Source organism: Micromonospora sp. KC721, from assembly GCF_004348355.1.
Classification (GTDB): Bacteria; Actinomycetota; Actinomycetes; order Mycobacteriales; family Micromonosporaceae; genus Micromonospora.
Genome location: NZ_SMJY01000030.1, coordinates 26579 through 40576 on the forward strand (window position 1 = coordinate 26579; position 13998 = coordinate 40576).

13 protein-coding genes and 1 pseudogene are annotated in these 13998 nt (G+C 69.0%); 12 read left to right on the plus strand and 2 right to left on the minus strand.

Going from position 1 to position 13998, the window contains the following annotated elements:
- Positions 1 to 27 precede the first annotated feature (27 nt).
- From E1182_RS08155 to E1182_RS08210, 12 genes are all read left to right on the plus strand, one after another.
- Positions 28 to 903 (plus strand): serine/threonine protein kinase, encoded by an 876-nt coding sequence (locus E1182_RS08155; protein ID WP_132262614.1) that lies wholly within the window; start codon positions 28 to 30, stop codon positions 901 to 903.
- A gap of 492 nt (positions 904 to 1395) precedes the next feature.
- Entirely contained in the window at positions 1396 to 2184 is a 789-nt protein-coding gene (locus E1182_RS08160) for an AfsR/SARP family transcriptional regulator (protein WP_207921313.1), read from the plus strand.
- A gap of 264 nt (positions 2185 to 2448) precedes the next feature.
- A complete protein-coding gene (locus tag E1182_RS08165) occupies positions 2449 to 3717 on the plus strand; it encodes a beta-ketoacyl synthase (RefSeq protein WP_132262619.1) in 1269 nt (422 codons plus the stop codon).
- Positions 3714 to 4925, plus strand: coding sequence for a ketosynthase chain-length factor (locus E1182_RS08170; protein WP_132262621.1), 1212 nt, complete (start codon positions 3714 to 3716; stop codon positions 4923 to 4925). Before E1182_RS08165 ends, E1182_RS08170 begins: the two co-directional genes overlap by 4 nt.
- 62 nt (positions 4926 to 4987) lie before the next feature.
- Positions 4988 to 5236, plus strand: a complete 249-nt coding sequence (locus E1182_RS08175) for an acyl carrier protein (protein WP_132262624.1) — start codon at positions 4988 to 4990, stop codon at positions 5234 to 5236.
- 51 nt (positions 5237 to 5287) lie between these two features.
- Entirely contained in the window at positions 5288 to 5839 is a 552-nt protein-coding gene (locus tag E1182_RS08180; RefSeq protein WP_132262626.1) for a biotin/lipoyl-containing protein, read from the plus strand.
- 61 nt (positions 5840 to 5900) lie between these two features.
- A complete protein-coding gene (locus tag E1182_RS08185; RefSeq protein WP_132262628.1) occupies positions 5901 to 7256 on the plus strand; it encodes an acetyl/propionyl/methylcrotonyl-CoA carboxylase subunit alpha in 1356 nt (451 codons plus the stop codon).
- Positions 7257 to 7296: 40 nt separating this feature from the next.
- Complete coding sequence (locus E1182_RS08190; RefSeq protein WP_132262631.1) at positions 7297 to 8082, plus strand: 3-oxoacyl-ACP reductase; 786 nt, start codon at positions 7297 to 7299, stop codon at positions 8080 to 8082.
- A gap of 22 nt (positions 8083 to 8104) precedes the next feature.
- Positions 8105 to 9040 (plus strand): aromatase/cyclase, encoded by a 936-nt coding sequence (locus tag E1182_RS08195; protein ID WP_132262633.1) that lies wholly within the window; start codon positions 8105 to 8107, stop codon positions 9038 to 9040.
- Positions 9041 to 9152: 112 nt separating this feature from the next.
- Positions 9153 to 10091, plus strand: coding sequence for an MBL fold metallo-hydrolase (locus E1182_RS08200; protein ID WP_243706100.1), 939 nt, complete (start codon positions 9153 to 9155; stop codon positions 10089 to 10091).
- 100 nt (positions 10092 to 10191) lie between these two features.
- Positions 10192 to 10641, plus strand: a complete 450-nt coding sequence (locus E1182_RS08205; protein WP_132262635.1) for a nuclear transport factor 2 family protein — start codon at positions 10192 to 10194, stop codon at positions 10639 to 10641.
- A gap of 67 nt (positions 10642 to 10708) precedes the next feature.
- A complete protein-coding gene (locus E1182_RS08210) occupies positions 10709 to 11773 on the plus strand; it encodes a glucose-1-phosphate thymidylyltransferase (RefSeq protein ID WP_132262637.1) in 1065 nt (354 codons plus the stop codon).
- A gap of 365 nt (positions 11774 to 12138) precedes the next feature.
- Here E1182_RS08210 and rfbH read toward each other — a convergent pair whose 3' ends face one another.
- A complete protein-coding gene (gene rfbH, locus E1182_RS08215; RefSeq protein WP_132262639.1) occupies positions 12139 to 13458 on the minus strand; it encodes a lipopolysaccharide biosynthesis protein RfbH in 1320 nt (439 codons plus the stop codon).
- A 60-nt stretch (positions 13459 to 13518) separates the two neighbouring features.
- A pseudogene (locus tag E1182_RS30960) lies at positions 13519 to 13998 on the minus strand (gfo/Idh/MocA family oxidoreductase); the annotation flags it as partial.

Sequence of the window (13998 nt, forward strand, 5' to 3'; positions counted from 1 at the left end):
ATTCGGCTCGCGAGAGGGGACCGAGGGATGACGCGGCAGGGAATCTCACGAGTGAGGCCGGGCGCGGTTCCGCCGGCCGTCCTGACCTACGAGGCAGGGTTGGCCGCGCCGTACGTCGTTGTTCAGCTCGACGGGTCGAGCCAGCCGCGACGGGAGTCGCGTCCGCGCCATACCGTGCGGCTGAGGCCCGGCCATGGTGTCGAGTTCGGGTTCCGTCGGCAGTCCCGGGCGATTGCGCTCGCCGGTCCTGACGTCCAGTTGGTCCCGGTCGCCGGACAGATAACCGCCGCGGCTGGCCACTGGTCGGTTACCAATTTTAGTGCCGAGTATTCGTACCTGGTGGAAAATCTCGATGACGGGGGAGAGTACGTCAGGGTGCACCCGGGGCGGGACTGCGCACCCATTCCGTTCGAGCGATCGAGTCTGGTGCTGCCCGGCAATTGCGGGCCCCAGTCGATTACGGTGCTGGTGTTCGGCGCGTCCCGCGTCGATCCTACGCGGATGATGCCCCCGGTTCGCTTTCGCTGCGGCGGGCTCGACATCCGACGAAAGTATTTCCTGGTGCTCGTGGCGTTGTGCGAGCCGCGGCTGCTCAGCGGATGGCACGCCGGGGTGCCGAGCGTGCCGGAGGTCATGGAAAGGCTGCGCCCGCTGGTTGGCTGGGGCAGCGTGTCGCGGAATGCGATCAACTATCACATCGACTACCTGGCGGGGGAGAAGCTGCACAACTATCTCGGCGCCAACGTGTCGCCGAATAGAGTGCGCTGGAAGCGCGAGGCGCTGGTCTCGGTCGCTCTCCGGCACGGCCTCGTGCGCCCCGAGCACCTTTCCCTGCTGCCGCCGCGGCTGGACGGGTCGGTGGACGTCTCCCGGCTTCCGTCGTGGTGCGCCGGCGACGCCTAGCGGTCGCCCGGCCAGCCGACGCTACTCCGCCCAGCCGGCCCCTGGTGCTCTTTGGGGAGGTCGAGTGCCATCCCGGCTGATTCGATCTTCAGCAGCGTCCGCCCCGCGCGCCAGTTGCCCCTGACGGATGTCAGGGTCGTTGTGTAGCTGGAAGTTCCACGCTCCGTAGTGCGATGCGTTTTTCTTGTAACGCGGATGAAACCGTATCCTGCGCAAATCGGGCGAGAGTGCCGCATGCTGTCGGCTCATGATCAGCCGGAACTACCCAGCGTGAAAGCGGATCGATAAGTTTGCCGCTCTGCGTTCCTACTGTTACCGTTGGGCGGTCGCTACGCGTGCGGATATGTTAAGTGTGGTTGCGATGTCTGTCCGGGCAGTGTTGAAATCAAGTGGACGCTTTTCAGACTGAGCGGGGATTTGAAAATGCGTGACTTCGTCAGCGAGATCGCCGACGTGCCTGACCGCGACTTCCGGCCCAGCGGTAGCGATGACATGGGCAGGTTGTTTGCCTTGGATTCCGGAGACGCACTCGAGTTTCGTGTCCTCGGGCCACTTGAGATTATGCACCGTGGGCGATCCTGTACTCCCAGTGCGCCGAAGGTTCTCCAGGTCCTGGCGATGCTTGTCCTGCGGGCAAACCGGATCGTCCACATCGACTCGCTCATCGAGGAGCTGTGGGGCGACCGGCCACCTCGCAGCGCGCTGACCACGATCCAGACGTACATCTACCAACTGCGTCGTTTCCTGGAACGGGAAGGCTTTGCCGAAGACGGCGAGGAGTTCGTGCTCACCCGGGCGCCGGGCTACATCCTGCGGGTACGTCCGGAGCAGGTAGACCTCCAGCGGTTCCTGCGGCTGGCCGACAGTGGCCGCGCCCACCTGCGGGAGCGCCGGTACGCGGAGGCCGCCCGGCACCTGCGCGCCGCGCTGGAGTTGTGGGCGGGCAGCCCGCTGGCGAACGTACCGACCGGCGGCCTGCTCTCCGCGAGCATCGCCAACCTGCAGGAGCAGCAGCTCGCCGTGCTCCAACTGCGGATCCAGGCGGAGATGGAGATGGGCCTACATCGTGAACTGATCGGGGAGTTGCGGTCGCTGGTGGCGCTGCACCCGCTCGACGAGTGGTTGCATGGGCAGTTGATTCGGGTGCTCGACCGCAGCGGCCGCCGGGGTGACGCGTTGATGGCGTACCACCGGCTGCGGGCCACGCTCGATGAGGAACTCGGGTTGACCCCCTCGCCGGAGATCCAGCAGATCCACCACCAGCTTCTGCGCGCGAGCTGACGCGCGTTCACGACGGCCGGGCGCGGTGCGCCCGGCCGTCTTTTCGTGGCTGCGGCGGCGCTCCCGCACGCTGCGGCGCGCCCCCGGACGGCCCGGCGTGCCGCGTGTGGCGGCAGGCGGTCACGGGCGACCGGACGACGGCACAAGCCAGCCTCGAGCGCGCTTCGCGGCGCGGCTCCAGAGCGCTCGGGCAGCCTCTCCCCAGGGCGGCGTCCGGATGTCGCGGAGCCGCAGCCACGGGCTCGCGCAGATCGGAGAGATGTTGTGAGTCGTCGGGTAGTGATCACCGGGATCGGAGTACTTGCACCAGGAGGCGTTGGCGTCAAGTCGTTCTGGAGTCTGTTGAGTGAGGGCCGGACGGCAACCAGGCGCATCTCCTTTTTCGACCCGTCGCCGTACCGCTCACAGGTCGCCGCGGAGATCGATTTCGACCCGGAACTGCACGGCCTGCGCCCGCAGGAGGTCCGGCGCATGGACCGGGCCACCCAACTTGTCATGGTGGCTGCCCGGGAGGCGCTCAGCGAGAGCGGCCTGGCCTTCTCCGACGTGGACCCTCGACGGTGCGGGGTGACGATCGGCAGCGCGGTGGGCTGCACCATGGGCCTCGAGCAGGAGTACCGGGTGGTGAGCGACGACGGGCGCAAGTGGCTGGTCGACGCCGGATACGTGGTTCCACACCTGTACTCCCACTTCGTGCCCAGCTCGGTCGCCGCCGAGGTGGCCCGCGCGGTGGGCGTGCAGGGGCCCGTCACGGTGGTGTCGACCGGCTGCACATCGGGCCTCGATTCGGTCGGCTACGCCGTCGAGCTGATTCGGGAGGGCACCACCGACATCATGATCGCCGGCGCCACCGACGCGCCGATCTCACCCATCACGGTCGCCTGCTTCGACTCGATCAAGGCCACCACGCCGCGCAACGACGACCCGGAACACGCGTCACGTCCGTTCGACGCCACCCGCAACGGGTTCGTTCTCGGGGAGGGATCCGCGGTGTTCGTGCTGGAGGAGCTGTCGCACGCGAGACGTCGGCGAGCCCGGCTGCTCGCCGAGATCGGTGGATTCGCCTCCCGCTGTAACGCGTACCACATGACCGGGCTGCGCCCGGACGGCCGGGAAATGGCCGAGGCGATCCGGGTTGCGTTGGACGAGGCGCGGGTCGATCGCCTCGAGGTCGACTACATCAACGCCCACGGCTCGGGCACGAAGCAGAATGACCGGCACGAAACCGCGGCGTTCAAGCGCAGCCTGGGCGAGCACGCCTACCGGACCCCGGTGAGTTCCATCAAGTCGATGGTGGGCCACTCGCTCGGTGCCATCGGCTCGATCGAGATCGCCGCCTCGGTGCTGGCCATGGAGCACAACGTGGTCCCGCCGACCGCCAACCTGCACAATCCCGATCCGGAGTGCGACCTCGACTACGTGCCGTTGACCGCCCGGGAGCACCGCACGGACGTGGTGCTGACCGTGGGCAGTGGGTTCGGCGGCTTCCAGAGCGCCATGGTGCTGGTGCGACCGGAGAGGCGGATGGCATGACACGCACGCTCGTGACAGGGCTCGGGGTGGTGGCGCCCAACGGGCTGGGGCTCGCCCAGTGGTGGGCGGCGACCGTCCGCGGGGTCAGCGGAATCGCGCCGGTCAGCCGGTTCGACGCGACAGGGTACCCCGCCCAGCTGGCCGGCGAGGTGCCGGACTTCGATCCCGCCGTCTACCTGCCCAGCAGGCTTCTGCCGCAGACCGACCACATGACGCGGCTCGCGCTCGTGGCCGCTGACTGGGCACTGGCCGACGCGAAGGTGGACTCGACGGCGCTGCCGGAGTTCGGCATGGGTGTCGTCACCGCCAGTTCCTCCGGTGGCTTCGAGTTCGGCCAGCGGGAGTTGCAGAACCTCTGGAGCCGGGGCAGCCAGTACGTCAGCGCATACCAGTCCTTCGCCTGGTTCTACGCGGTGAACACTGGCCAGATCTCCATTCGACACGGCATGCGCGGCCCGAGCGGCGTGGTGGTCACCGACCAGGCGGGCGGTCTGGACGCGGTGGCCCAGGCCCGGCGGCTGGTACGCAAGGGCACCCAACTCGTCGTCTCGGGTGGGGTGGACGGATCGATCTGCCCGTGGGGCTGGGCGGCCCAGTTGGCGAGCGGCCGCCTGAGCACGTCGGAGGACCCGTCGCAGGCGTTCCTGCCGTTCGACGCCCGCGCCGCGGGGCACGTACCCGGTGAGGGTGGCGCGATCCTGGTCCTCGAGGACGCCGAGGCGGCCCGGGCCCGGGGCGCCTCGAGTGCGTACGGCGAGATCGCCGGGTACGGGGCGACATTCGACCCAGAGCCGGACGCTGAGTGGCCATCGGGTCTGCGTCGGGCCATAGACCTTGCTCTCGCGGACGCGGGCGTCGTACCCGACGAGGTGGACGTGGTCTTCGCCGACGGCGCCGCCGTCGGTGCGTTGGACCGGATCGAGGCCAAGGCGATCGCGGAGACGTTCGGGCCGAGGGGGGTACCCGTGACCGTACCCAAGACCATGACCGGCCGGCTGTACTCCGGCGGTGGACCGTTGGATCTCGCCGCGGCCCTGCTGGCCATCCGGGACGACATCATCCCGCCCACCGTCCACGTGACGCCGGACGCCAGATACGAACTCGATCTGGTCGGGGCTGCCCGGGAAGCGGTGATCCGGACCTGCCTGGTCCTGGCGAGGGGGCACGGCGGGCACAACGCCGCCATGGTCGTACGGGCCAGCAACTGACCTCCCGGGCACCGATCGGTACAGCGAAGCCACCAGGACACCTAGGACGAAGGGAGCATTCGATGACCGACCGCACCGTCACCCTGGACGATCTCCGCCGGGTTCTGCGCGAGTGCGCGGGCGCCGACGAGCAGGTCGACCTCGACGGCGACATCCTCGACACCGAGTTCAGCAACCTGGGCTACGACTCCCTGGCGATGCTCGAGACCAGCAGCCGGATCGAACAGGAGTACGGGGTGAAGCTCGACGACGACACGGTGATCTCGGCGACCACGCCGCGCGCGTTTCTCGCCGTGATCAACGGGGCGTAGCCATCGCCCGGTACTCGTGGCCGGGCCCGACGGACAGGAGGTGGATCAGCGATGAGCCGGGCGCCCGACGGCACCGTCGAGGAACCGACGCGCACATTGGTCAACGGAGCCACCACACCGGCTCTGACGGACGACGGGGTGGGCCGCGCCCTGGACCAGGTCCGGCATACCGCGATGCGGCTGCTCGCCGAACTCGGACATGCTCCGCACGCGCTGCGGCTGCGAGCCGGCGAGGTCTCCATGGAGATCGAGTGGGATCAGCCGTCCGTGCCCGGCGCGGTCAACGCCGAGGCGGCGTCCGCAGCCAGCGCGCCGTCCGCGGCCGATCAGCCGGCCGGTGATGCCGCGCCGGCCGGGAAACATCACGTCGTGGCGCCGACCGTCGGCGTGTTCTACCGTGCGCCGCAGCCCGGCGCGCCGCCGTTCGTGGAGGTCGGTGACGCCGTCCGGCCCGGCCAGCAGGTGGGAATCGTCGAGGCGATGAAGCTCATGATCCCCGTCAACGCCGACGTCGCCGGCCAGGTCACCGCGGTCCTCACCGACAACGGGGCGTCCGTGGAGTACGGAGAGCCCCTGATCGCCATCGCACCAGCCGACGAGTGAGCGGCCCGTGCGCGGGGCGTCCAGCGCGCCGGAAGCGCAGCCGTGCGGGGAGGGAGTTGGGTTGTTCAGGAAGGTGTTGATCGCCAATCGTGGTGAGATCGCGCTCCGGGTGGCGCGGACCTGCCGCGAACTGGGCATACAGGTGGTGGCCGTGCACTCGACGGTCGACCGCGAATCCGCCGTGGTGCGCTACGCCGACGAGGCGATACAGATCGGTCCGGCTCCGGCGAAGCGCAGCTACCTGCACATCCCGGCGATTGTCGAGGCAGCCCTGCAGTCCGGTGCCGACGCGGTCCATCCCGGGTACGGCTTCCTCTCCGAGGACCCGGACTTTGCCGAGGTGTGCCAGGCCAACGGCTTGACGTTCGTCGGAGCGCCGGCCGCGGTGATCGCCGCGCTCGGTGACAAGACCGCAGCGCGGACGATGATGGCCGGCGCGGACCTGCCGATGCTGCCGGGCAGCCTGGAGGCACTCCCGTCCGAAGCAGAGGCACAGCGGTTCGCCGACAAGATCGGCTATCCCGTGATCATCAAGGCGGCGGCGGGCGGTGGGGGTCGCGGCATGCGTGTGGTACGCGACTCTTCGGCCTTCGCGCGGGCATACCAGGAAACCCGGGCGACGGCGCAGGCGATCTTCGGCGACTCGCGGGTCTACGTGGAGCGTTACCTCGAGCACGCCCGGCATGTCGAGGTGCAGGTGCTCGCCGACCAGTACGGTTCCGTCGTCCACCTCGGCACCCGAGACTGCACGGTGCAGCGCCGTCACCAGAAACTGGTCGAGGAGACACCCGCGCCGCGGCTGTCCGCCCAGGTCCTGCGGCGCATGGGGGAGGCGGCGGTGCGCGGGGCGGCCGCTGCCGGATACGTCGGCGCGGGCACGTTCGAATTCCTGGTCGACGGCGACGAGTTCTATTTCATGGAGGTCAACTGCCGAATCCAGGTGGAACACCCGGTCACCGAGATGGTGACCGGCATCGACCTGGTACGGGAGCAGTTCCGGGTGGCCGCCGGGCAGCCGTTGGAGCTGCGCCAGGAGGACGTGGTACCGCACGGCACCGCGATCGAGTGTCGGGTCAACGTGGAGGACCCGGAGCGCCAGTTCGTACCCACCCCGGGGCTGCTGGAGGAGTTCCTGCCGCCGGGCGGCCCCTTCGTCCGCGTCGACACCCACGGGTTTCCCGGCTACCGGGTGCCGGCCGCGTACGACCCGCTGCTGGCCAAGGTTGTGGTCTGGGGAGCGACCCGGGAGCAGGCGCTGGACCGGATGGACCGGGCGTTGGGCGAGTTCCGGGTCAGCGGACGTGGTGTCTGCACCACCACCGAGTTCCTCCGCACGGTCGTACGGCACCCGCTGTTCCGCGCGGCGCGGCACAGCACCAGCCTCGTGGAGCAGATCCTGTCCGACCGTCAGGCCTAGCGCCCGTTCGATTTGTCAGCACAACGACCGAGGGAGATCCATGAGCGAGCATCAGAGCCAGGTGGCGCTGGTCACCGGGGCGACCAGCGGCATCGGACTGGCGGTGGCCACGGCGCTCGGCAAGCGGGGGTACCGCGTCTTCATCTGCGCACGTGACGCGGACAACGTGGCGCTGACCGTCAAGCAGCTACGTGCGGAGGGCACGGAGGTGGACGGCGCCCCGTGCGACGTGCGCGATGCCGCTTCCGTGCGGCGCTTCGTGCAGGCCGCGGTGGACCGGTACGGGCCGATCGACGTCCTGGTCAACAATGCCGGGCGCAGTGGGGGCGGGGTCACTGCCGAGATCAACGACGAGCTGTGGTTCGACGTCATCAACACGAACCTGAACGGCGTCTTCCTGATGACCCGCGAGGTGCTCACCACGGGCGGCATGCGGCAGAGGAGCCGAGGCCGCATCGTCAACATCGCCTCCACCGGAGGCAAGCAGGGCGTGGTCCTGGGCGCACCGTACTCGGCCTCCAAGCACGGCGTGGTGGGCTTCACCAAGGCGCTCGGGCTCGAACTGGCCAAGACCGGCATCACCGTCAACGCGGTGTGCCCGGGGTACGTCGAGACGCCGATGGCGAAGCGGGTTCGGCAGGGATACGCCAGCGTCTGGAACATCTCCGAGGAGGACGTGCTGGAGCGCTTCCAGGCCAAGATTCCGTTGGGACGCTACGCCACGCCCGAGGAGGTCGCCGGCATGGTCGAGTACCTGCTCTCCGACGCCGCCGCGCCGGTGACCGCGCAGGCCATCAACGTCTGCGGCGGCCTGGGCAACTACTGAGACGAGAGAAGCGAGGGCAGTCATGACGCAGAGAGCGGTCCGCGAGGCTACGCACGAGACGATCGTCCTTGCTCCCGGCGAGGAGGTCTACCGGCTACTGGCGGACGTCGCGAGGTGGCCGTTGATCTTTCCTCCCACGGTGCACGCGGAGCAGCTGGAGCAGGATGGTCTGGAGGAGCGCATCCGAATCTGGGCCACCGCGAACGACACCGCGAAGACCTGGACGTCGCGGCGCCGGCTCGACCCGGACGGCATGCGCATCGACTTCCGTCAGGAGGTGTCCCAGGCGCCGGTGGCGAGCATGGGTGGCGCCTGGGTCATCGAGCCGCACAGCGACCGGGAATGCCGCGTGTTGCTCCTCCACGACTACTCCGCGGTGGACGGTGACCCGCAGAGCCTCGACTGGATTGACCGGGCAGTGGATCGCAACAGCACCGCCGAGCTGGCCGCCCTGAAGGCGGTCGCGGAGGCCGGTGAGGCAGATGAGCTGCGGATCAGCTTTGACGACACCGTCCACATCTCTGGGTCGGCCAAGGACGTCTACGACTTCCTCAACGAGGCGCAGCACTGGGCCGAACGGCTGCCGCACGTCGCCCGCGTCAACCTGCGGGAGGACGTCGAAGGGCTGCAGATCCTCGAGATGGACACCACGACCAAGGACGGCTCGGTGCACTCCACCAGCTCCGTACGCGTCTGCCAGCCGTATCAGCGGATCGTCTACAAGCAGACCTTGCTGCCTGCGTTGATGACCCTGCACACCGGCCACTGGTTGCTCGAGGAGACTGACTCCGGGGTGCGGGTCACCTCCCGGCACACCGTGGCGATCAACCCGGACAACGTACCCCGGATCCTCGGTCCCGACGCCGGTGTCGACGACGCCAAGCGGTATGTCCGCAACGCGCTGAGCACCAACAGCCTCGCCACTTTGCAACACGCGGCCGAGTACGCGCGTCGGTAGCCAAGCCGGGACGGCGGGCTTCCGCCGGTAGGCCCGCCGTCCCGGCCCGCCAGCGGCCCACGGTCGACTGGCGATCGACCGGGCGTTTAGCGGTGCCGGCCACGCTGTCGTCATGACCTCCCAGCTCATGGCCTTCCCCGACGACCGGGACACGGCACCGTACCTGGACGAGATCGCAGAGGGCGTGTACGCGTTCCTCCAACCCGACGGCGGCTGGTGCCTCAACAACGCGGGCGTCGTGGTCAACGGCGACGACGTCGTCGTGGTCGACACCGCGGCGACCGAGCGGCGAGCCGAGCTGTTCCGCGCACTGATCGCCGAGGTGACCGACGTCGCACCGACCGTGGTCGTCAACACGCACTTCCACGGCGACCACACCTTCGGGAACTTTGTCTTCAGCCCGCCGGCGGCGGTGGTGGCGCACGAGGCGGCTCGCCGCGAGATGCTCGTCGCAGGGCTGGGTCTCCAGGGGCTGTGGCCACACGTGCGATGGGGCGAGGTCACCCTCCGCCCGCCCACCGTCACCTACCGGGATCGGATGGACGTGTACGCCGGCGAGCTGCGGCTCCAACTGATCCATCCCGGTCCGGCGCACACGGTCACCGACACCGTCGTCTGGATACCCGACCGCTCGGTCGTCTTCGCCGGTGACATCGTGATGAGCGGCGTGACGCCGTTCTGCCTGATGGGCTCGATCGAAGGGTCGCTGCGGGCGATCGAGCGTCTGCGCGCCCTGCGCCCGAGTGTCGTCGTTCCCGGCCACGGCCCGGTCGGCGGACCGGAACTGTTCGACGAGGCGGAGGAGTACCTGCGCTGGATCAAGCGGCTGGCCCGAGCGGGCGTGGCGGCGGGCCGGAGCCCGCTGGAGACGGCGCGTGCGGCGGATCTCGGTCCGTTCGCCGCTTTCATCGACGCCGAACGAATCCTGCCCAACCTGCACCGGGCGTACGCGGAGGAGCGTGGCGCAGCTCCGGGTGCGGAACTGGACGTGCTCGCATGCTTCACCGAGATGGTCGAGTTTCACGGCCGACTGCCCACCTGCCATGCCTGAGCACCCGGTCGACTGGCGCTCAAGCCCGGCCTGAGCTGACCGGACCACAGTGAATCTGCCATACGCGACAGCGGAACATGATGAGGAGAAGGGTGGGCAAATGACCGCGCAGCCGCAGAGCGAGGTTCGCCTCGCTACGCCGACAACCGAGGAGTACATCGAGGTCCAGCAGTTCTACGCCCGACACATGGGGCTGCTCGACGACGGCCTGGCGGAGCAGTGGGCACAGACGTTCACCGAGGACGCGCGGTTTGAGGAGCCGAGCCGGATGGAGCCGTTGCACAGCCGGCAAGAGATCCAGGTTTCGGCGCGGGCGCGGGCGGACCGGGTGGCCGCCTCCGGGGAGCGGTACCGGCACTGGGTCGGCATGCTTGATGTCGGCGCCCGGCCGGATGGCGCGCTGCAGGTCCGCTACTACGCGCTGGTGTTGGCCACCCCGCGCGACGGCAAGCCGCGCATCGTGTCGAGTGTGGACTGTCGGGACCTCCTGGTCCGCGAAAACGGGCGGCTGCTGGTTCGGCACCGGCTGCTGCGGGTCGACGGTGCCTGAACGTCACCACAGGAGGACGCCATTCTCGCTTGACCGTCGCTCTACCGACAGCGCCGAGCATTCAGGCATGAAGGCCCTGGTTCTCTCCGGTGGCGCGGGGACGCGGTTGCGGCCCTTCACCTACACCACACCGAAGCAGCTGGTACCGGTTGCCAACAAACCGGTACTCAGCCACGTCCTGGAAAACATCCGTGACCTCGGCGTCCGTGAGGTCGGACTGGTCGTCGGCGACCGTGCCGCGCAGATCGAGCAGGCGATCCGCGACGGCTCGGAGTTCGGCCTACGCGTGACCTACATCCCCCAGCAGGCGCCGCTCGGGCTCGCGCACGCGGTGCTCCTCGCCGCGGACTTCCTGCGCGACGACGACTTCGTGATGTACCTCGGCGACAACGTGTTCGCCGAGGGTCTGCGCGCCGCCGCCGCGTCGTTCCACCAGCGGCGGCCGGACGCGCACCTCGTGGTCGCCAAGGTATCCGATCCCACCAGCTACGGCGTCGCGGAGGTGGGCCCGGACGGCACGGTGCAGGCGGTGGTGGAGAAGCCGGCGCAGCCGCGGAGCGATCTGGCGGTCACCGGAGCGTACTTCTTCACGCCGGCGATCCACCAGGCGGTGCGGATGATCGAGCCGAGCCGCCGGGGTGAACTGGAAATCACCGACGCGATCCAACACCTGATCGCCACCGGGCACCCGGTCACCGTCGACCGTTACGACGGCTACTGGAAGGACACCGGTCAGGTGGAGGACCTGCTCGAGTGCAACCGGGTGCTGCTGGACCGCCTGTCACCGGCGGTGGACGGACAGGTCGATGACGCCACCCGGACCCACGGCTGCGTCGTGGTGCAGGAAGGTGCCCGGGTGACCAATTCGCACCTGATCGGCCCGGTGATCGTCGGCGCCGGCGCGACCGTACACAACAGTCGCGTGGGGCCGTACGTGGCGATCGGGCGGGAGTGCTTCATCGGCGACAGCACGGTGCAGGACTCCATCACCCTGGACGGCGCGGCCGTCCGTGGGGTGCACCAGCTCCGGCACTCTCTGATCGGCCGTCGCGCGGAGGTCCGCGCGGACCGCCGTACGGCGCACCGCCGGCTCATCCTGGGAGACGATACCCAGGCGGAGGTTCCGGCATGAGCATCCTGGTCACCGCGTGACCGTCCTGGACAAGCTCAGCTAGGCCGGCAACCTGCGGTTCGATCGTTCAAGGTTCGTGGACCGAGGACGCCCCACTGCCGCCCGGCGCCCTGTAACGCGGCGACGAAGGTCGGCGGGGACGTCGTCGCCCGGGCCTACCGGCGTGCTCACGGCCTTGACGTGTGGATCACCCGGTGCAGCAACAACGACCAGCCCCTCACCAACGATGGTAAGAATCGCCGGCATCTCGGCGGGTGGCCGCGCCGCGCGTTGTGCGAGGGGCTGACCCCATGCCATCGGGGCGGTCCGCACGCCGCTCCACGACGAGCGCGTGCGGGCCGCCCCGATCGCGGTAGGGGCCACCGTCACGACGATTTGAGGGCGTACTCCCGGATCGAGTCGGCGATGTAGCCGATCATGTCCTCGGACAGGCCGGGGTAGACGCCGACCCAGAACGTGTGTTCGGTGATGACGTCGCTGTTGGTCAGCGGACCGCTCACGCGGTGCGGGCGGTCCAGGTAAGCGGGGTGTCGCAGGAGGTTGCCGCCGAACAGGCGCCGGGTCGAAATGTGCCGGGCCTCCAGGAAATCGACCAGCCCACGGCGGGTGTAGGGGGCGTCCGGTAGCACCGTGATCACGAACCCGAACCAGCTCGGATCGCTCTCCGGCGTCGGCTCCGGCAGCAGCAGGCCGGGAACGTCAAGGAGCGCCTCGTGCAGGTGTCGCCAGTTGCGGCGCCGTGCCGCGCCGAAGTCCGGCAGCCGGCGCAGCTGGCTCAGCCCGAGCGCGGCCTGCAGATCGGTCGACTTCAGGTTGTAGCCCACGTGCGAGAACACGTACTTGTGGTCGTATCCGTGCGGCAGGTCGCCGAGCTGCTGGTCGAACCGCTTGAAGCAGCGGTTGTCCTCGCCGGGCTCGCACCAGCAGTCCCGACCCCAGTCCCGCAGCGACTCCACCACCCGGGCCAGCGCCAGATTGTCGGTCACGACGCAACCGCCCTCGCCCATGGTGATGTGGTGCGCCGGATAGAAGCTCACCGTGGCGAGGTCGCCGAACGAGCCGGTGGGGCGTCCCCGGTACGTGGAGCCGAGCGCGTCGCAGTTGTCCTCGATGAGGAACAGGTTGTGCTGCTCGGCGATCTCAGCGACCTCGGCCACCGCGAACGGGTTGCCGAGGGTGTGCGCCATCATGACGGCCCGGGTACGGGGTCCGACGGCGGCGGCAACCCGTTCCGGCGTGGTGTTGTAGGTCTTCAGATCCACGTCGACGAAGACCGGCACAAGCCCGTTCTGGATGATCGGGTTCACCGTGGTGGGGAAACCGGCCGCCACCGTGATCACCTCGTCGCCGGGGCGCAGCCGGTACTCCTCCAGCTGCGGCGAGGTCAGCGCGGTGAGGGCGAGCAGGTTCGCCGACGATCCGGAGTTCGTCAGGTGCGCCTTGCGTACCCCGAACAGCTTCGCGAACTCCCGCTCGAACGTCCGCGAGCTGACTCCGGCCGCGATGCGCAGGTCAAGGGCCGCCTCCACGAGCGCGACCCGGTCCGTCTCGTCCAGCACCGCGCCCGAGGCCAGCAGCGACGTGACGCCCGGGACGAACGTCGAATGGTCGACGGCTGCGTGGTACTCCCGGACCAGGTCCAGAATCCGCGCCTTGTGTTCCTTCGGTCTGGGGTCGGATGTCATGTGCGTCGCCTTTCTCGTAAGCTGTGCCGCCGCGTGACAGACCGCCTGCGGCTGCCGCCGTCACCGCATGCGTGCGGCCGCGCGGATCGCGTCGACCAGGTCCGCCTGGCTGGTGATTGCCGTGTCAGGGCTGCGGAGACCATCGGCCACCGCTCGGGCGAATGCCGCCACCGCGGCGCGGTACTGGTCGTCGGGGGGCAGGAGGTGGTCCTTGGACCCTTCTCGCCGATCGAGGCGGATGACCGGCCGATGGTCGGCGGGGGGTGTGAAGACATGTGTCACGGAGATCCGTCCGCGACTGCCGTGTAGCTCGTACGCCGAGGCGTACATGTGGTCCATGCCGAAGGTCACCTGCACGCTCACCTCGTTCGGCGCGGTGAGCAGTGCCGCCCCACCCACGTCGACCCCTCGATCATGATCTATCCGCAGGTGGGCCCCGACCGGCGTGAGGTCGGCGCCGAGGAAGAGCTGGGCCGCTCGTAACGGATAGCCCCCGACATCCAGCAGGGCGCCGCCGCCCAGCTCGGGGTCGTACCGGAT